Annotated in this window: 20 protein-coding genes; 10 read left to right on the top strand and 10 right to left on the bottom strand. The window is 68.2% G+C overall.

Going from position 1 to position 17,003, the window contains the following annotated elements; genetic code table 11:
• Positions 1–55 precede the first annotated feature (55 nt).
• On the top strand, positions 56–2,620 hold the full coding sequence (mprF, locus tag ACMZPQ_RS15105; protein WP_197580638.1) for a bifunctional lysylphosphatidylglycerol flippase/synthetase MprF: 2,565 nt from the start codon (positions 56–58) through the stop codon (positions 2,618–2,620).
• 82 nt (positions 2,621–2,702) lie between these two features.
• On the opposite strand, the gene ACMZPQ_RS15100 is transcribed toward mprF, so the two are convergent.
• The 4 genes from ACMZPQ_RS15100 to ACMZPQ_RS15085 all read right to left on the bottom strand — a co-directional run bounded on the left by ACMZPQ_RS15100 (position 2,703) and on the right by ACMZPQ_RS15085 (position 5,565).
• Positions 2,703–4,049 (bottom strand): virulence factor family protein, encoded by a 1,347-nt coding sequence (locus ACMZPQ_RS15100; RefSeq protein ID WP_197580637.1) that lies wholly within the window; start codon positions 4,047–4,049, stop codon positions 2,703–2,705.
• Positions 4,050–4,127: 78 nt separating this feature from the next.
• A complete protein-coding gene (locus ACMZPQ_RS15095) occupies positions 4,128–4,745 on the bottom strand; it encodes a DUF998 domain-containing protein (RefSeq protein WP_197580636.1) in 618 nt (205 codons plus the stop codon).
• Positions 4,742–4,915 (bottom strand): oxidoreductase-like domain-containing protein, encoded by a 174-nt coding sequence (locus tag ACMZPQ_RS15090; protein ID WP_197580635.1) that lies wholly within the window; start codon positions 4,913–4,915, stop codon positions 4,742–4,744. The genes ACMZPQ_RS15095 and ACMZPQ_RS15090 overlap by 4 nt, the downstream gene beginning before the upstream one ends.
• A 47-nt stretch (positions 4,916–4,962) precedes the next feature.
• On the bottom strand, positions 4,963–5,565 hold the full coding sequence (locus ACMZPQ_RS15085) for an HD domain-containing protein (protein ID WP_197580634.1): 603 nt from the start codon (positions 5,563–5,565) through the stop codon (positions 4,963–4,965).
• 240 nt (positions 5,566–5,805) lie between these two features.
• Between ACMZPQ_RS15085 and ACMZPQ_RS15080 the strand changes: the two genes are divergently transcribed.
• A complete protein-coding gene (locus tag ACMZPQ_RS15080; RefSeq protein ID WP_197580633.1) occupies positions 5,806–6,957 on the top strand; it encodes a tetratricopeptide repeat protein in 1,152 nt (383 codons plus the stop codon).
• A gap of 21 nt (positions 6,958–6,978) precedes the next feature.
• Here ACMZPQ_RS15080 and ACMZPQ_RS15075 read toward each other — a convergent pair whose 3' ends face one another.
• The gene (locus tag ACMZPQ_RS15075; RefSeq protein WP_014038055.1) at positions 6,979–7,314 is read right to left on the bottom strand and encodes a zinc ribbon domain-containing protein YjdM; all 336 of its coding nucleotides are present in this window, start codon (positions 7,312–7,314) and stop codon (positions 6,979–6,981) included.
• Between the two features lie 189 nt (positions 7,315–7,503).
• On the opposite strand from ACMZPQ_RS15075, the gene ACMZPQ_RS15070 reads away from it, so the two are divergent.
• The 3 genes from ACMZPQ_RS15070 to ACMZPQ_RS15060 all read left to right on the top strand — a co-directional run bounded on the left by ACMZPQ_RS15070 (position 7,504) and on the right by ACMZPQ_RS15060 (position 9,581).
• Complete coding sequence (locus tag ACMZPQ_RS15070; RefSeq protein ID WP_197580632.1) at positions 7,504–8,865, top strand: Hsp70 family protein; 1,362 nt, start codon at positions 7,504–7,506, stop codon at positions 8,863–8,865.
• 117 nt (positions 8,866–8,982) lie between these two features.
• Positions 8,983–9,387, top strand: a complete 405-nt coding sequence (locus tag ACMZPQ_RS15065; protein ID WP_495495847.1) for a YkgJ family cysteine cluster protein — start codon at positions 8,983–8,985, stop codon at positions 9,385–9,387.
• Positions 9,388–9,398: 11 nt separating this feature from the next.
• On the top strand, positions 9,399–9,581 hold the full coding sequence (locus ACMZPQ_RS15060) for a hypothetical protein (protein ID WP_005410566.1): 183 nt from the start codon (positions 9,399–9,401) through the stop codon (positions 9,579–9,581).
• A 49-nt stretch (positions 9,582–9,630) separates the two neighbouring features.
• Here the strand turns inward: ACMZPQ_RS15060 and ACMZPQ_RS15055 are convergent, their stop codons facing one another.
• From ACMZPQ_RS15055 to ACMZPQ_RS15045, 3 genes are read right to left on the bottom strand one after another with little or no spacing between them, the layout of a single operon-like run.
• Positions 9,631–10,512: a DUF4097 family beta strand repeat-containing protein gene (locus ACMZPQ_RS15055; protein WP_197580631.1), complete on the bottom strand. Its 882-nt coding sequence runs from the start codon at positions 10,510–10,512 to the stop codon at positions 9,631–9,633.
• A gap of 10 nt (positions 10,513–10,522) precedes the next feature.
• Entirely contained in the window at positions 10,523–11,056 is a 534-nt protein-coding gene (locus ACMZPQ_RS15050) for a hypothetical protein (RefSeq protein WP_197580630.1), read from the bottom strand.
• Complete coding sequence (locus tag ACMZPQ_RS15045) at positions 11,053–11,631, bottom strand: RNA polymerase sigma factor (protein WP_197580629.1); 579 nt, start codon at positions 11,629–11,631, stop codon at positions 11,053–11,055. Before ACMZPQ_RS15045 ends, ACMZPQ_RS15050 begins: the two co-directional genes overlap by 4 nt.
• A 126-nt stretch (positions 11,632–11,757) precedes the next feature.
• Between ACMZPQ_RS15045 and ACMZPQ_RS15040 the strand changes: the two genes are divergently transcribed.
• Positions 11,758–11,937: a hypothetical protein gene (locus ACMZPQ_RS15040; protein ID WP_197580628.1), complete on the top strand. Its 180-nt coding sequence runs from the start codon at positions 11,758–11,760 to the stop codon at positions 11,935–11,937.
• Between the two features lie 36 nt (positions 11,938–11,973).
• Positions 11,974–12,567, top strand: coding sequence for a mechanosensitive ion channel domain-containing protein (locus ACMZPQ_RS15035; protein WP_197580627.1), 594 nt, complete (start codon positions 11,974–11,976; stop codon positions 12,565–12,567).
• 433 nt (positions 12,568–13,000) lie between these two features.
• Here the strand turns inward: ACMZPQ_RS15035 and ACMZPQ_RS15030 are convergent, their stop codons facing one another.
• Both ACMZPQ_RS15030 and ACMZPQ_RS15025 read right to left on the bottom strand, forming a co-directional pair.
• Positions 13,001–13,267, bottom strand: a complete 267-nt coding sequence (locus ACMZPQ_RS15030; protein WP_197580626.1) for a DksA/TraR family C4-type zinc finger protein — start codon at positions 13,265–13,267, stop codon at positions 13,001–13,003.
• A gap of 169 nt (positions 13,268–13,436) precedes the next feature.
• A complete protein-coding gene (locus ACMZPQ_RS15025; protein WP_197580625.1) occupies positions 13,437–13,994 on the bottom strand; it encodes a DUF2058 domain-containing protein in 558 nt (185 codons plus the stop codon).
• A gap of 62 nt (positions 13,995–14,056) precedes the next feature.
• On the opposite strand from ACMZPQ_RS15025, the gene ACMZPQ_RS15020 reads away from it, so the two are divergent.
• The 3 genes from ACMZPQ_RS15020 to ACMZPQ_RS15010 all read left to right on the top strand — a co-directional run bounded on the left by ACMZPQ_RS15020 (position 14,057) and on the right by ACMZPQ_RS15010 (position 17,000).
• A complete protein-coding gene (locus ACMZPQ_RS15020; RefSeq protein WP_008267667.1) occupies positions 14,057–14,557 on the top strand; it encodes a M48 metallopeptidase family protein in 501 nt (166 codons plus the stop codon).
• A 56-nt stretch (positions 14,558–14,613) separates the two neighbouring features.
• On the top strand, positions 14,614–15,312 hold the full coding sequence (locus ACMZPQ_RS15015; RefSeq protein ID WP_197580624.1) for an RNA pseudouridine synthase: 699 nt from the start codon (positions 14,614–14,616) through the stop codon (positions 15,310–15,312).
• Positions 15,313–15,410: 98 nt separating this feature from the next.
• Positions 15,411–17,000 (top strand): phospholipase D-like domain-containing protein, encoded by a 1,590-nt coding sequence (locus ACMZPQ_RS15010; protein ID WP_197580623.1) that lies wholly within the window; start codon positions 15,411–15,413, stop codon positions 16,998–17,000.
• Positions 17,001–17,003 lie beyond the last annotated feature (3 nt).

The raw sequence follows: 17,003 nt of genomic DNA, 5'->3' as shown, positions 1-17,003 counted from the left end.
TGCCCCACGCCCGCGTTGACACCGCCCTCGCCCTCCCTGACGCACCCTTGCGCCGATGACCGAAACCACCGACCCCGCCACCGCTCCCTCCACCCCGGCATGGAAGCGGGTCCTCACCATCGTCGTCCCGCTGCTGATCCTGGCGCTGGCGTTGCACGGCCTGGCCAACGAGTTCGATGAGAACGGCTACCGCGCCATCCGCCATGCCTTCCATCAGCTCAGCGGCACGCAGATCGCGCTTACCGTCGTGCTGGGCCTGGCCAGCTACGCCTGCCTGATCGGCTTCGATGCCATCGGCCTGCGCCGCAGCGGCATCCGCGTGCATCCGGCACGCATCGGCATCACCGCGTTCCTGGCACATACGCTGGGCCAGACCGTGGGCTTTGCTGCACTGACCGGTGGCGCGGTGCGCCTGCGCGGCTACCGTACCGCCGGCCTGGACCTGGCGCAGATCGGCCAGGTCGTGCTGATGAGCACGCTCGGCTTCGTGTTCGGTGCCTGGCTGCTGATCAGCGTGGCGCTGTGCATGGAGCCTGAAGCCGCGGCGCTGGCACTGCCGCTGGATCCGGACGCGGTGCGCGTGGTCGGCATCATCGCGCTGTTCGCCTATCTGGCGATGCTGCTGCTGGTCGGCCGCGAAGGCCGTCAGTTCAGCGTGTTCGGGCATGGCCTGTGGCTGCCCGACCGCCGCACCATGATCGGCGTCACCGTGCTCAGCGTGATCGAACTGGTGCTGGCCAGTGCCGCGTTCTATGTGCTGCTGCCGGACTCGACCCCGACCGGCCTGCCCGGCTTCGTCGGCCTGTACCTGGTGGCGGTGCTGGCCGGCCTGGTCTCGACCGTGCCGGCGGGCCTGGGCGTGTTCGAGTGGAGCCTGCTGAAGCTGCTGCCGCAGGTTGCACCAGCGGCGGTGCTGGCCGCTGCGCTGATCTACCGCGTTACCTATTACGTGCTGCCGTTGGTGCTGGCCACCCTGCTCGCGCTTGCGCCCGCCCTGCGGCAACCGCTGCAGGCCAGCGCCGGCGCCACCCGTGCCGGCTGGAACGCGCTGCGCCCCTGGCTGCCGCAGATCATCGCGCTGGCGGTGTTCAGCATCGGTGCCGCGCTGGTCATCGACGGCACACTGCCCACCCCACGCCGGCATCTGGTCAACGCGTCGCTGCCAATCCTGGAAACCTCGCACCTGATCGGCAGCCTCAGCGGTGTCGCGCTGCTGCTGATCGGCCAGGGCCTGGCCCGGCGCAGCCACGCGGCGTGGATGCTGGCGATGGCGGTGTGCGTGGTCACCCCGTTGCCGCTGTGGCTGCGTGGCGGCCAATGGCTGATCGCAGTTTCCGCAGTGCTGGCGGCGATGGCCCTGTGGGCCGCCCGCCGCGAGTTCTACCGCCAGGGCGCGCTGCTGGATGAAGCGTGGTCGTGGCCGTGGCTGCGCAACCTCGGGCTGGTGCTGGTGGCGGTGACCTGGCTGCTGTTCTTCACTTACAGCCACGTCGAGTACCAGAACGAGCTGTGGTGGGAATTCGCGGTGTCCGGCAATGCTCCGCGTGCGTTGCGTGCACTGCTGGTGGTGGCCATCGCGCTGGTGATGTTCGGCCTGGCGCGATTGTTGCACAGCACGCGCAGCCCGCTGCCGGCCGCCGATGAAGCGACGCTGCAATCGCTGGCGCCGGTGCTGGCCGGCGCCACCGACACCCAGGCCTGCCTGGTGCTGACCGCCGACAAGGCGGTGCTGCGCGATGATGCGAAACAGGGCTTCGTGATGATGCAGCGCTATGGCGGTTCGCTGATCGCGATGGGCGATCCGGTCGGACCGCCGGAGGTCGCCCGCGCATTGATCTGGCGCTTCCGCGAGGAGGCCGACCGGCTGGGCCTGCGCCCGGTGTTCTACCAGGTAGGCGAGACCTACTGGCAGACCTACCTGGACCTCGGCCTGGGCCTGGTCAAGCTGGGCGAGGAAGCGATGGTGCCGCTGCACGATTTCGGCCTGGAAGGCCGCGAACGTGCCGACCTGCGCCAGGCCTGGAACCGCGGCAAGCGCAGCGGCCTGTCATTCCGGGTGGCACCGGTGGAAGAGATTCCCAGCCTGCTGCCACGCCTGCATGCCATCTCCAACGCCTGGCTGGAAGACAAGGCCGGCGATGAGAAGGGCTTCTCGCTGGGCAGCTACGATCCGGACTACCTGGCGCGCTTCCCGGTCGCTCTGGTCGAAGCCGAAGGCCAGATCGTCGCGTTCGCCAACCTGTGGCAGGCGCCGGCCGGTGCCGAGCTGTCGGTCGACCTGATGCGCCACGTCAACGAAGCACCGAAGGGCACGATGGACTTCCTCTTCATCGAGCTGTTCCTGTGGGGCCGATCGCAGGGCTACGCACGCTTCTCGCTGGGCATGGCACCGCTGTCCGGGCTGGCCCAGCATCGGCTGGCCGGGCGCTGGAACCGGTTGGCCGGCCTGCTGGCGCGGCATGGCGAACGCTTTTACGGGTTCAGTGGCCTGCGCCGCTTCAAGTCGAAGTTCGACCCGCAGTGGCGGCCACGCTATCTGGCAGCACCCGGCGGCATGCACCTGCCGGCGGCGCTGCTGGATGCAACGCGGCTGATCTCGCTGGACCCACGGCGGAACTGACGCGCCGCGTCTCGCCGGGCATGGCCCGGCGCTACCGGCTCGCTCTGGTGGGTGCGAACCGTTGGTTCGCACGCCCTCCGCTTTACGCGCCGCCCTTCAAAATCACGTCGGCCAGGCGGTCGTAATCGCCATTGAAGTGGTGGTCTCCCGGCAGCTTCACTTTCTGCACGCCATCGTTGGCCGGCAGGCCTGGACACAGCGCGTCATCGTCGTCCTGGCCATACACGCACAGCGTCTTGCCGGCCGGCAGCTTGGCCACTTCCGGTGCGATCGGCAGCCCGTCGCCACCACCGCCCAGCCAGTTGCTGACATGGAATTCGAAGTCGGCCTTCTTGCCCACCGACAGCAGCACGATGCGGTCCAGGGCCTCGCGGGAGGTCGAATCGAGCTGGTTGATGGTCGCCGGCAACACGTCGGCGCCCTGCGAGAACCCGATCAGCATCACCTTGTCGCGGTGCCACTGTTGGCGGTAGTGGTCGATGATCTTCTGCAGGTCGGCGGCGAAACCCTTCGGTGTGCGCTCGCTCCAGAAATAGCGCAGCGAATCGATGCCGACCACGGCCACGCCATGTTCGTTGAGCGACGACGCCACCTCCTTGTCCAGGCCGGCCCAACCGCCATCCCCGGAGACGAACACGGCCAGCGTATCGCCGTTGCCGGCGGCCGGCATTTCCACCACCGGCAGGCCCTTCAATGCGGCCGGCGGCGGCGCCAGGCTGACGCCCGCCTGCGCGCCGATCACCCGCGCTGCCGCGACCAGGCCGGGGGAAGCATCGCCGTGCGCGGTGCGCTTGAACTCGCGGGCCATCGCCACCTGCTGCACGAACTGGCTGGCCTGGCCAACCTTGCAGCCGTGATCGCCCGCAGCGCTCAGCCACGGGAAATTCAGTTCGGCAGGCTGCAGTTTGTTGTGCTTCACGCCGTCACCGCAGACCATGCGCTCATGGCTATGGTCCGGGCAGAAGCCGGTGGTCAGCAGGCCGGCGAACACCTGCGTGTCGGCCTGCGCGGCCAGCGTGTAGGCCATCTCGGCACCTTCGCCATCACCGCCGACCAATGGCAGGTGGTAGCCCGGCAGATGCAGCGATGCCTGCAACCAGCGCGAGAAGTTCTCCACGTCGCCGGCGCCGAACGAACAGGTGGGGTCGCCCTCGCGCTTGAGGACGCCCCGCAGGTGCGAGATATCCACCGCGGCCACCAGTGCGCCATCGGCACGCAGGGCTTCGATCGGCAGGCGGCTGGTATCACCGCCGGCAGAAGGTTCATGGAACCAGATCACTACCCGCTGCGGCGTTCCCGACGGCATATGCACCGGAATCTGTTCGAACCGCCCGTGACTGAACTGCTGCACGTTGGCCGCTGCCATTGCCGGCAGCGCGGCCAGCGCCAGTACCACACCCATTGCCCTGCCCAGCCCTGCACGCTTCATATCGCATCCCCGATGGAATGCGCACACGATACGCCGCCACCGCGTGCACGGCACGTACCGGCGCAGGCCGTTGGGGGTTCAGTGGGGCGCGGTGGGACGGCTGCGGCGGTACAGAGCCAGCGCCAGGTACAGCAGCCAGCCCACGATCACCGCGATCACCGCCTTCTGCCCCAGCCCACGCGGCGGCCCGGCGCGCCACAGCACGTGCAGCCAGAGAAGCACGAACGCCAGCCAGGCCCAGCCCCAGAGCAGGCCTGCAGCCGGCATCCAGCCCGGCTCGCGGCGCAGGTACCAGGCCTGCAGCAGCATGCCGATGCTGGCACACAGGAACGCGGTGTTGGCCGCCAGCCCATGGATGAACGGTGCCAGCAGCGGGGTCGCCTCAGGCAACCAGCTGTCGCCGATGGCGACCGTGGCCAGGCCCAGCGCGGCGACGGTGAACAACAGCGGCGCGGCGGCGCTCCGGCGCGGGCCGATGCTGCCGCGATACAGCGCAATGCCGAGGATCGCGATGGCCAGCGCCAGCAGGCAATAGGCTGCGCGCAACGCCAGCCCCCAGGGGCCGTGCAGGTAGAGACTGAGGGTGGCCCGTACCCAGTCCAGGTCGGTGCGCGCGAACTGGGTCCACAGCGCGGTGGCGACGAACAGCAGCAACGCCACCAGGGCCAGCATCGCCGCTGGACGCGCGCGGCTCATGGCGCCACGTCCGGGTGCCGCGCCTGCCATTCCGCCAGCGCCTTGCGATAACGCTGCACTTCGTCGGCATACAGGTCGAGCACGCACAGCGGGCAACCACTGCCGCAGCATTCGTTGGGGCCGGGCTCTTCAGGTGGCAACGGGCGTGGATCGGGATCGGGAACAGACACGATGGCTGGCGGTATCCGGAAAACAGGCCCCAGTGTAACGGGCCGGCTCAGCCGTCCAGCTGGCGGCGCAGGTTTTCGCGGGCCGCCGCATCCAGGCGCTGGTGGAAGAAGTCGCTGAGGAAGATGCGCGGCGCCCGCAGCAGGCCCTGCAGGAAACGGCGGCGCCCGGCGCGGTACAGGAAGCCCGGCACCACGCCCTTGTACTCCTCGGCCACACCCCGGTCGTAAGCGGCGAACACCGGTTCCGGCGCAGCCAGGATCGCCATGTCGCAGTCCAGGAACAGCGCGGCCTCGGCATCGACGTCGCCCGGGCCCAGTTCGCCATGGCGAGCGGTCAGCAGGATCAACTGCTCCACCCGCGCGGCGTCGACGCCGGCCAGTTCCGGCGCCTGCGCGATCGCCTGCAGCGCCAGCTGTGCCGAACGCGCTTCGTTGTCCTTGCGCCCGGCCTGGTAGATCGCATCGTGGTAAAGCGCGGCCAGGTACACCTCGGCCGGCTGCCGCCAGCCCGGACCGTCGGCCACGTCCTGGCAGTGCTGCAGCACCGCGCGCACGTGGCCGAAGTGGTGGTAGGCCCGTGGCGGCGTCGCATACTGGTCCTGCAGCGCCTGCCACTGCGCCGGAGCAAGCGTCAGCGGTGAAAAGTCCATGCCCGGATGATCCCGCCTGTGCTGCCCCACGGCAAGCTGGTGGTTTTTTCACCACGCACTCACAACGCTTGCTGCGCAGGGCCTGGACGCGGTTGTCCACAGCTTTGTCGAGCGCTGGTCCACACCGGTTGTGGATGAACGAGCGCACCGGCCGCGGGCCGACCAATGGTCGCCGCGCCGGTGCCTGCACGGGTCTACACTCGCCACAGGCGGGAGCGCCCGCCGCTGCCGGGAACTGTCATGTGCCGTGCTGCCGCCCGCATCCTCGTCCTGGCCCTGACCGCCTCGTTGGCCGTTCCACTCTGTGCCCAGGACCGCCCCCGCATCGATGCAACGCCTTCGGCCGGCATCATCGCGGTACCGGATATCCCATCTCCGGAACAGGTCTCCGCCATTCCGCCGGCACTGCGCGCCATGCTGCAGGCGCAGGTGATCGACCGCAGTTCATCGCGCGAGCAACGGCTGCAGGCGCTGGTGGAAATGATCTTCGGCCGCCAGGGCCTGGACCTGCAATACGACGCCGATGCGACCTACACCGTGGGCGAGGTCTGGCAGCAGCGTCGCGCCAACTGCCTGGCCTTCACCCTGTTGTTCGTGGCGCTGGCGCGCGAAGCCGGCATCCAGGCCCGCGTGCAGGAGGTCGGCCAGGTGGTGTCGTGGTACCAGGATCAGGATGCCGGCGTGGTCTACAGCGTTGGCCACGTCAATGCAGGCGTGGAAATCGCCGGGCGCTACGCCACCGTCGACCTTGATCGCAACGTGCTCTACGACCGTCACGGCCCGCAAGCGGTCAGCCGCGCGCGTGCGCTGGCCCACTTCTACAACAACCGGGGTGCGGAACGGATGGCCGAAGGGGACCTCGCTGGCGCGCGTGCATTCTTCAATGCCGCCGTGGCGCAGGACCGTGCCTTCCCCTCGGTCTGGAACAACCTCGGCGTGCTCGACAACCGCGAGGGCGATACCGATGCGGCACGGCAGGCGCTGGACCGGGCCCTGCGGCTGGACGGCCGCCAGGATGCTGCACTGACCAACGCCAGCGCGCTGTATCGGCGGCTGGGGCTGGATGCGCAGGCCAATGCGCTGGCCCGGCGCCTGGCGTCGGTGCAGCGCGAGGACCCGTTCGCGCAGTACATGCTGGGCACGCAGGCCGAACGCGCCGGAAAGCTGGAGCAGGCGATCCGCTACTACCGGCAGGCGGTGCGCCTGTACGACACCGCGCACCAGTTCCATTTCGGGCTGGCGCGGGTGTATTTCCTGACCGGCCAACTCGCGCGCGCCGACCGTGAGCTGACCCGCGCGCAGCTGCTCGGCGGTGCGCCGGAACAGGCGCGCTACCAGGCCAAGCTGGACAGCCTGGCCCGCTGGCGCGCACAACAGCAGGCCCGTCGCTGAACGCGCTCGGACCTTCCTGGATCAGGCCTTCTTGAGGAAGCAGGTCTTCAGCACCAGGCCCTTGATCTTGTCCGAGTTGCCTTCGATGTGCTCGGCGTCATCCTCGACCAAGCGGATGTTGCGGATCACCGTGCCCTGCTTGAGCGGGATCGAGGAGCCCTTGACCTTCAGGTCCTTGATCACGGTGACGGTGTCGCCGGCCTGCAGGGTATTGCCGTTGCTGTCACGCACGACCAGGGTCGAACCGGCGCCTTCCTCGGCCGTCCATTCGAAGCCGCAGTCGGCGCAGATCCACAGCGCGCCATCGGCATAGGTGTTTTCCAGGGTGCACTGCGGGCAGGCGGGGGCAGACGACATCGGCAAGTACCTCAAAATGAATCAACAGGCGCCATTGTAACCGGCGCGTCCCTGCTGCCATTTTCCCGCGTGCGGCGCGCCGCCCGGGCGATCGAGCGAGGCGCTGGCCCCAACCGAAGGCGCGGGAACTTGCAGGAAGACCCGAACTGCAGCAGAGTGCGCGGCCCCCGCCCGCCTCCGGAACTCCCCATGCGCCTCGGCATCGACTTCGGTACCAGCAACTCCGCCGCCGCCATCGTGCATGAAGGCAACCTGCAGCCGATCCGTTTCGGCAACGCCGAGCAGTTCCGCACCAGCGTGTATTTCCCCGGCGTGGTGCCCGACCCGGACGACTTCCAGCCCGACGACGGCCAGCAGTACCAGCTGCAGCAGATGATCGACAGCGCCGCCCGCGCAGCGCGCGCCGCCGGCCAGGAACGCACGCCACAGGCGCTGCGCCGCGAGGCCCTGCGCGCCCTGCGTCGCGAATGGATGGAAGCCCGCGCCGGCCAGGAGCGCAGCGCCAGCGACCTGCTGCAGAATGCGGTCTACGGCGATGAAGCGCTTGAGGCCTATTTCGAGGAACACGAAGGCAACCTGGTGCAGAGCCCGAAGTCGATGCTCGGCTACAACCTGCACCCGCGCGCGAAGCAGACCATCACCGGCATCGCCGCGCACATCCTTGAACACATCCGCCTGACCGCCAGCGCCCAGCTCGGCCAACCGCTGCGCGCGGCCCTGCTCGGCCGTCCGGTGCAGTTCCGCAGTTCGATCGGCGCGGCCGGCAACGACCAGGCGCTGGACATCCTGCGCGAGGCCGCCACCCAGGCCGGTTTCGACCAGATCGACTTCCTCGAAGAACCCGCCGCTGCGGCCATGCATTACCACGCCGAAAGCCGCGAGCGTCACCAGGCGGTGATCGTCGACATCGGCGGCGGTACCACCGATATCGCGCATGCCGAGGTCGGCGGCGACGCTGCACCGCGCATCCACCGCGCCTGGGGTATCGCCCGCGGCGGTACCGATATCGACCTGGCGCTGAGCCTGTCCAGCTACATGCCGCTGTTCGGCCGCGGCATCACCCGCGTGCCCGCCCATCACTACGTGGAAGCGGCCACCGTGCAGGACATGACCCGCCAGCGCGATTTCCGCCAGCACAACTACGACCACGTCGACGCCCCGTGGGGCCCACGCCTGCAGGCCCTGCAGGACACCGGCAACACCGCGCGGCTGTACCGCGACGTCGAACGCGCCAAGATCGCACTCAGTGCCGCCAGTGAGCACCGCAGCACGCTGGACTACATCGCCCGCGACCTGCACGCCGACAGCAGCACCGAAGGCCTGGCCGCCGCAGCGCACGGTTATCTGGAACAGATCCGCGAATTGCTGGCGCAGGTCCGCAGTGACATCGGCGGCGACCCGGATGCCGTGTTCCTGACCGGCGGCATGTCCCGCGCCGGCTACCTGCGCCAGGCCGTGGCCGAGGCCTTCCCGGGTGCCCGCATGGTCCATGGCGAACCCTCGCTGGGCGTCGTGCAAGGCCTTGCGCTGGCGGCAGCCAGCCAGGATTAACAAAACGTTACGCGGTCTAAGTTACCCTTGGTCGGCTAGAACTTCGCTGCACCTTCCACCAGCCACGCTGGTGTGTGTCTGCCGTGCAGCCCGGCCCGCCCTGCGGGCCTAGCGGCCATGCCTTCTGGCTCGTTCATGGTCCGCGTACCACCGGAGCCGCCATCGAGACCCGCTTTGGGCACCCGCCAGGCCCCTGAGGCCTTACAACCTGACGCAGCACCTGCACCCATCGACTGCCGCCGTTGTGACGCGGTCTGTTGCCGGCTGCCGGTACTGCTGCAGCCCGGCGACCAGGTGCCCGGCCAGTTCCTCTCGCGCGACGCGCACGGCCGTGCCGTGATGGCGCGCAACGAGGAAGGCTGGTGCGCGGCGATCGATCCCTATCACCTGCGCTGCACGATCTATTCGCAGCGCCCGGCGATCTGCCGCCAGTTTTCGATGGGCGGCGATGACTGCCGCCGCGAGCGGCAGGATTACCTGCGCCAGGCCGATGCCTGGGCGCTTTCCTCCCCTTCCACCTGACAGGAGCAACCATGCCCCGCAAGGCAAAGACCCCCGCGAAGGCCAGCAACAGCATCCGCAGCGAACGCAAGGGCGCGGCCGCCAGCACCGTGGTCAGCAGTGATTCGATCGCTTCTGACCTGGCTGCGTTCCGCAAGGCCGGTGGCAAGATCGAAGTCCTCGGCACCACCTGGGCGCTGAAGAAAGCCAGCTGACCCAGTACCGACCGCGGCGGCGCTGCCGCCGCGGCCTGCCTGGCCGCGCTCAGCGATCCAGGCGTACCTGCACACTGCCCGAATGCGATTGGATGCGGATGTCACCATCACCGCCGCCCAGTCGCGTATCGAGATGGCTGCCCGGCCCATAGCGCGGCCGCTCCACCTGGCCGGCATCGCTGTTGATCGATCCGCTGAAGCTGTTCACCGACAGCTGCGCCGACACCGTGCGCGGCAGCCGCAGATTGACCGAGGCACTGACCGATTCGACATTGATGCGGCCGCCCGGTGCCAGTCCGGCTGCGGCCAGATCGATGCTGCCCGACACGGTTTCCACCGCCAGCCGCTGTACCCGCCCGGCATCGACTTCGACCCGACCGGACACCGTCTGCGCATCAATATCTCCGGACACGCCGCCACCGGCCTCGATCCGGCCACTGACCGTGTTCACGTCCAGTTTCGGCGTCTGCAACCGCGCACTGACGCTGCCGCTGACCGTGTTGAGCTTGCTGTCGGCGCTGCGTCCTGCGGCGCTCAGGCTGCCACTGACCGTGTCGGCCTGCAGGCGGCGCACATCAATGCCGCTGATGTCCTGGCTGGCACTGACCGTGCTGAGCAGCAGTTCCACCGAGCGCGGCACATTCAGCACCAGCGTGGCGCCACCGTTGTTGTTGCGGCGCGGGTATTCGATCTCCCAGCGCACGCGGCTGGCACTCTTCTCCTGGCGCAGCTGCAGACCGTCGCTGAGCGTGCCGGTCAGTTGCACCTCGTTGCGGTCCCAGCCACGCACCGTCACCTTGCCGGCCACGTTGCTCAGTTCGATGCGGCCGCCGCTCGCCAGCGTGTGGCGTTCGTCGATGCGGGTGTCGGCCACGGCCACGGCGGGAACCAGCAGCAGGGCGACGCAGCAGGAAATCAGGGTTCGGGTCATGGGGGTCTCCTCAGGTGGTCAAGCCGGACTCGGCGGCATAGGCCGCCTGCCGGGTCAGTTCCAGCCGCAGCGCGTAGGTACGCTTGAGCTGGCCAAGCAGGTGCGGCGCACGCGGGTCCTGCGCCAGCGCGGCACGGATCTGCGCCGCACTTTCATCCAGTTCGTGCAGCGCCGGCCGCCATTCCGGTGCCCGTCCGTCGGGCAGCGCGGCCACGGCCTGCTGATACTGCTCGGTCATCGCCGCCGCCTGCAGCTGCAACGCGGACGGCACCGGTGCGTCCGGCTGCGCATGGCGCCACGGCGCCACCGCATACAGCGCCAGGCTGGCGGCCAGCGCGGCGCCCACCGGCAGCCACCAGCGGCGCCGCGAACGCACGGGCAGCGCCACCAGGTTGTCGCTTGGCCGAGGCCCGCTCTGCGCTTCACGTGGCGGCAGCTGCGCCGACAGGCGTGTCCAGCCATCGCTGGGTACGCTGCGTTCGCGCGGCAGTGCGCGCAGCCGTGCCTGCAGTCCGGGGTCTGAATCGTGGTCGTGTGTGGTCATGTCATGTCTCCCAGCCGTGCACGCAACAAACCGCGCGCACGATGCAACTGTGCCTTGGAACTGCCGACAGCCATCTGCAGCTGCTCGGCGATTTCCTGGTGTTTCCAGCCTTCGATATCGTGCAGTACCAGTACCGCACGCGCCCGTGGTGGCAGCGTCGACAACGCGCGCTCCAGGTCGCGCTCGGTGCCGGCGCAACGGTCATGCACGGCCAGCTCCTGCAGGCCTCCCTCGACATCGTCCAGGCTGTCGTGGTCCTGCCCGCCTGCACGCCCGCGCAGTTCCATCAGTGCGGCGTTGACGCCCAGCCGATGCAGCCAGGTTGACAGGCTGCTCTCGAAGCGGAACCCCGGAAGCGCTTTCCAGGCCTGCAGGAATGCTTCCTGCAGTGCATCTTCGGCACGCGCCTGCTGGCCGCCACACAGGCGCCACAACACAGCGAACACGCGCGGCGCATGGCGCCGGTACAGCAGTTCGTAGGCGGCGGTATCGCCTGCGGCCGCCGCCCGCACCAGGGCGGGTTCGTCGACGGTGTCGTTGGCGGCAGGCGGCGCGGGCATGGTGGTGTCGAGCATATCGCTTGGATGCGCCGACCCGGGAAAAGGTTTAGAGCCGATCGGCGATCGATGGAGTGCAACCTTTTCGACGGCCGCTGCATCCATGGAAGGTCCTTCGCGAAAACGCCTTCCGGGAGTCCTGCCATGTCCAGCCCAACCTGCGCCGCCCTGCTGGTGATCGCTGCCTGCATCGTGCTGCAGGCGCTGGGCCTGTCGCTGCAGCTGCGCCCCGACAACGGCCGTGCCTGCCTGCAGCAGCATCACCAGGAACTGGTCTGCCTGGCCTGGACACCGGCAGTCGAAACCCCGGCACGTGCCGGGTAACATCAAAGGCCGTCACTGCCACCTGTTGTCGCGCCCATGATGTTGTCGCTGAAGGATCACCTGCCAGCCTGGAGCCATCCATGGCTGAACTACGCAGGCGTCGCCCTGCAGATCGTGCTGGTACTGCTGGTGGCCTGGCTGCTGCGGGTGCTCGCCCGTCGCCTGATCCGGCGCTTCGCCGAGCACTACACGCTGCCGCCGGAAATGGTGATGGGCGCGCGGCGGATCATCAGTTTCGTGGTCTATTTCAGTGCGCTGCTGTACATCCTCAGCTTGTTGGGCGCCTCGCCGTCGGTGTTGTGGACCGCCTTCACCGGCTTCGCCGCCGTGGGCGCGGTCGCGTTCTTCGCGGCCTGGAGCGTGCTGTCCAACATCTTCTGCACGCTGCTGATCTTCACCACCCGCCCGTTCCGCCTGCACGACTACATCGAGGTACTGGAAAACGGCGAAAAACCGGGCCTGAAGGGCCGGGTGATCGACGTAAACCTGATCTACACGACGCTGCAGGAGACCGGCGACGGCCACGAAGGCACGGTGCTGCAGCTGCCGAACAACCTGTTCTTCCAGCGCACGGTGCGCCGCTGGCGCGACCCGGCGCAGGCCCCCGGCGGGATCCAGGGCGACGGCTGAGGGGGTTTTTCTTTGCAGGGCTGCGCCCTGCACCCGCCGAACCCACGTCAACCGCCAGAGCAACAACAAAAGCCGGCATTCCGTGGGTTGGCGGGGTGGGTCGACACGGTAGATCCACGCCATGCGTGGATGATTCACTCGATATCTGACAGAAAAGTCGTGTCGACCAAGGTCGACACCTACCAAAAGCCGCGCGTTCCAACGGCCGCCGTTGCCAACAGCGGCGTGAACCTGTCGAGGGTGGGACGGTGTCGGATTGCGGGGTGTCAGCCGCATGGATGCGGCTGCCAAGCCTACATGGACGTACTTGCGGCGTCCCCGCACTCCGACACCGCCCCGCCAACCCGTGGAATGCCAGCTTTTGCTGTTGCTGTTGCCGTTGCCTTGGCTTGAAGCATCTGCAGGTGCAGGGCGCAGCCCTGCCGAACACCCCTTACCTCAACTGGCTGTCCTTGCTGCCGCGCCGGTTGTAGCCGCTGTGCGCGTGTTCCTCATCATCCAGCGCCTGCTGGCACGCCACGCACAGTCGAACACCAGGCACGGCCTGGCGCCGCGCCAACGGAATCGGCGCGTCGCATTCCTCACAACGTTCCAGGCCCGGCCCCTCGCGCAGCTGGCGCCGGGCACGCGCAATCGCATCATCAACGGTGGCGTCGATCTGGTCCTGGACCGCGCCATCTCCCGCCCAACCGGTGGCCATGGCCATCCTCCGCAGGTGTGTCGCCTGATATGGGGACGATACACCCGGGCAAAAAGACCGGCCTTCATGTAGCCGAGCCTTGCTCGGCTGCTCTTCAGGAAGACGAACAGAACGCGAACGGGTTCGATCAAGCCGATTGCGGCTTGATCCCCTCCGTCCCCTCTTCTGCTTACCAGACCAGGTCGTCCGGCACCTGGAACTGCGCGTAGTAGGCGTCGTCCTCGGCGTTACCGGTGGAGATCTCAGCGGTCGAGCCCGGCTGGCCGTGGTCGACGATGATCGCCTCCGGGGCGCGCTCGCGCACCTTCTCGGCGGCGGCGCGCGGCAGCAGCGCGTAGCCGTCACCGTTGGCGACGATCACCAGCACGCCCACCGACAACGCCTTGCGCAGCTTGGGGTCGATCAGCAGGGTGCGGATCGCGGCGCCGTCGCTGAAGCGGTACTCGTCGTCGCCCTTGTGGGGCACGGCGTGGGCGCTGATGATCTGCTTGGCCTGGGCCTTCTGTTCAGCCTGGCGGGCCTGCGCGTTGCGCTCGGCGGCCAGCGCGCGGTCACGCTCGACCTTCTCGGCGCGGGCACGTTCAGCCTCGCGCTGCACCTCGGCCGAGGTCGATTCAGCCTTGCCCTGGCGGGCCTTGGCCTGCGCGCTCGCGGCGGCGCTGGCCTGCGACTTCTTGGCCAGGCCGGCCTTGAGCAATTGTTCCTGCAGCGCGTTGGGCTTTGCCATGGTCGATGCGTACCGCGTGTAATCTTGGAGGCTCCATTCTACCGACGCCCCGCCGCCCCTGCATGGCAGTGATGAAGTACCTCACCGGCTATCCCGAGCCCCTGGTCGCCCAGGTCAGCGAACTGCTGGCGCAGGGCAAGCTGGGGCCCTGGCTGCAGCAGCGCTACCCGGACCCGCACGAGGTGCGCAGCGACCGCCAACTGTACGACTACACGCAGGAGCTGAAAGACCGTTACCTGCGCAAGTCGGTGCCGCTCAACAAGGTCTGCTACGACAATACACTGGAAGTGATCAAGCACGCGCTGGGCACCCACACCGCCATCTCCCGTGTACACGGCGGCCGCCTCAAGGCCAGCCGCGAGATCCGCATCGCCACCGTGTTCCGCCAGGCGCCTGCGGCATTCCTGCGCATGATCGTGGTGCATGAGCTGGCCCACCTGAAGGAAGCCGACCACAACAAGGCTTTCTACCAGCTGTGCCAGCACATGGAGCCGGATTACCTGCAGCTGGAGTTCGATACCCGCCTGTACCTGACCGAGCTGGTCAACCGCGGCCAGCGCTGACCGGCCGCAGCAGCTACACTGCGCGCCCCCTGCCCGACCTGACCGACCTGCCCGCCATGGAACCGATCCGTCTCGACAAACGCCTGTCCGCCCTGCTCGGCATCCCGCGCGGCGAAGCCCGGCGCTACATCGAGGGCGGCTGGGTCACCGTCAATGGCGAAGTGGTGGAACAACCGCAGCGCCCGGTCGATGACAGCGCGGTGATCGTGGTGGCCGAGCAGGCCAGCGATGACAAGGCCGAACGGGTCAGCATGCTGCTGCACAAGCCGGCCGGCGTCGCCGCCGAGTCCCTGTGCGCGCTGGTCAGCAGTGACAGCCGCAGCGAGCTGGATGCCAGCGGCATCCGTCCGCTGCAGCGTCATTTCCACGGCCTGCAGCTGGCCGCCGCACTGCCTGCCAGCGACAGCGGCCTGGTGGTGGTCAGCCAGGATCCGGCCACGCTGGCCCATCTGCAGCGCAACCTGGGCCGCACCGAGCAGGAGTACCTGATCGAAGTGGCCGAGGGTGGCCCCGAGCGTGGGCCGTGGCTGATGGCACGGCTGCAGCAGGAATCCGGCGGCGCCAAGGTCAGCTGGCAGAGCGAACAGCGCCTGCGCTTTGCCGGCAAGGGGCTGACCGCCAAGGGCCTGCGCGTGGCGGTGACCGCCGCCGGGCTGCAGGTCGCAGCCGTGCGTCGCCTGCGTATCGGCCGCGTGGCACTGGGACCGCTGCCGCCGGGGCAGTGGCGTTACCTGGGCAGCGACGAGCGGTTCTGAGGTCCCGGGGTCGGATCCCTTTGCGCAGGCAAGGGCACTGACCCCATCCACGCACGTCGTGGAGCCATTGCAATGGGTCTTCCGGCTTTCATCCACGCATGGCGTGGATCTACCATCGGGGCATGAGCCCACCCAAGCCCCTGTGGCGACGCCTGCTGCGCATCGCTGCGATCATCGTCGCCGCCTTGTTGCTGCTGGTCCTGTCCGGCCTGCTGCTGGCCGACCATCTCACGCCACAGGCACAAGGCGCGCCGTCGCACGTACTGCCACTGCAGCCAGCGCAGACGCGCATCGACCGGGAGATCGCGCCACTGCAGGAGGCCCATCCCGGCAATTCCGGCGTGGCCTTCCTCAGCGATGGCATGGACGCGTTCGCGGCCCGCGCGATGATCACCACGCACGCAGGACGCAGCCTGGACCTGCAGTACTACATCTGGCACGACGATCTGGTCGGCCACCTGATGGCCAAGGCGCTGTATGACGCTGCGGAGCGGGGCGTGCGCGTGCGCATCCTGCTCGACGACATGAATGCCAAGGACAAGGACGCGCTGATGATGGCGCTCGATGCGCATCCCAACATCGAGATCCGCCTGTACAACCCGTTCCGCAACCGCAGTGGTATTGCCCGCACGCTGGAACTTGTGCAACGCGCCTTCAGCGTGAACCACCGCATGCACAACAAGAGCTGGATCGCCGATGGCCGTATCGCGATCGTCGGTGGCCGCAACATCGGCGAGGAATACTTCAGTGCGCGCGACGATGTGAACTTCCAGGATCTTGACCTGGTGGTGGCCGGGCCGGCCGTGCAGCAGGCCAACCAGATCTTCGATGGCTACTGGAACAGCAGCGCGGCCATTCCGATTTCCGCACTGGCGTCGTATACCGATGCGCAGTTGCGGCAGCTGGTGCGCCAGTCCGACCTGGATGCGCTGCATGCCAGGGCGCAGCCCTACCTGCAGCGTGTGGCCGCATCACGCAGCCTGCAGCGGCCCAGCCCAGAGCCGTTGCACTGGAGCGCGAACGTGCGCATCGCCTCCGATCCGCCGATGAAGCATCGCGACGATGATCGCCGCAACTGGCTGGTCACTACGCTCAGCGATGAGCTGGCGACCGCCCGGCGCAGCGCACTGCTGATCTCGCCCTACTTCGTGCCAGGCAGCGATGGCGTGGAGGGCCTTTCGGGACTGGCCGCGCGCGGCGTCCAGGTGGGCGTGGTCACCAACTCGCTGGCTGCCAACGACGTGGCCGCAGTGCATGGCGGCTACATGGGCTACCGCGTTCCGTTGCTGAAGGCCGGCGTGCAGCTGTACGAACTGAAGGCACATGGCCGGCCCGACACCAGCCTGTTTGGCAGCAGCGGCGCCAGCCTGCATACCAAGGCATTCGTGGTCGACGACCGGCGCGGCTTCGTCGGCTCGTTCAACCTCGACCCCCGCTCGGCCTATCTCAATACCGAGATGGGCGTGCTGTTCGACGATCCGGTGCTGGGCGCGCAGCTGCGCGATGAGTACCTGCGCCTGGCCAGCCCTGCGCACAGCTGGTGGGTGGCCCTGGACAACGGCGATGACCTGCGCTGGCTGGAACGACAGCCGCCGCCGCACTGGGTGGAGGCCGAACCTGGCGCCAGCCTTGGCAAGCGCTGGACCGCACGGGTGATCAGCTGGCTGCCGCTGGAATCGCAGCTGTAATCC

It is taken from the genome of Stenotrophomonas maltophilia (genome assembly GCF_047497515.2).
GTDB lineage: Bacteria > Pseudomonadota > Gammaproteobacteria > Xanthomonadales > Xanthomonadaceae > Stenotrophomonas.
Note: the sequence above shows the minus strand (reverse complement) of the source record. Positions and strands in the feature narration are given on the sequence as shown.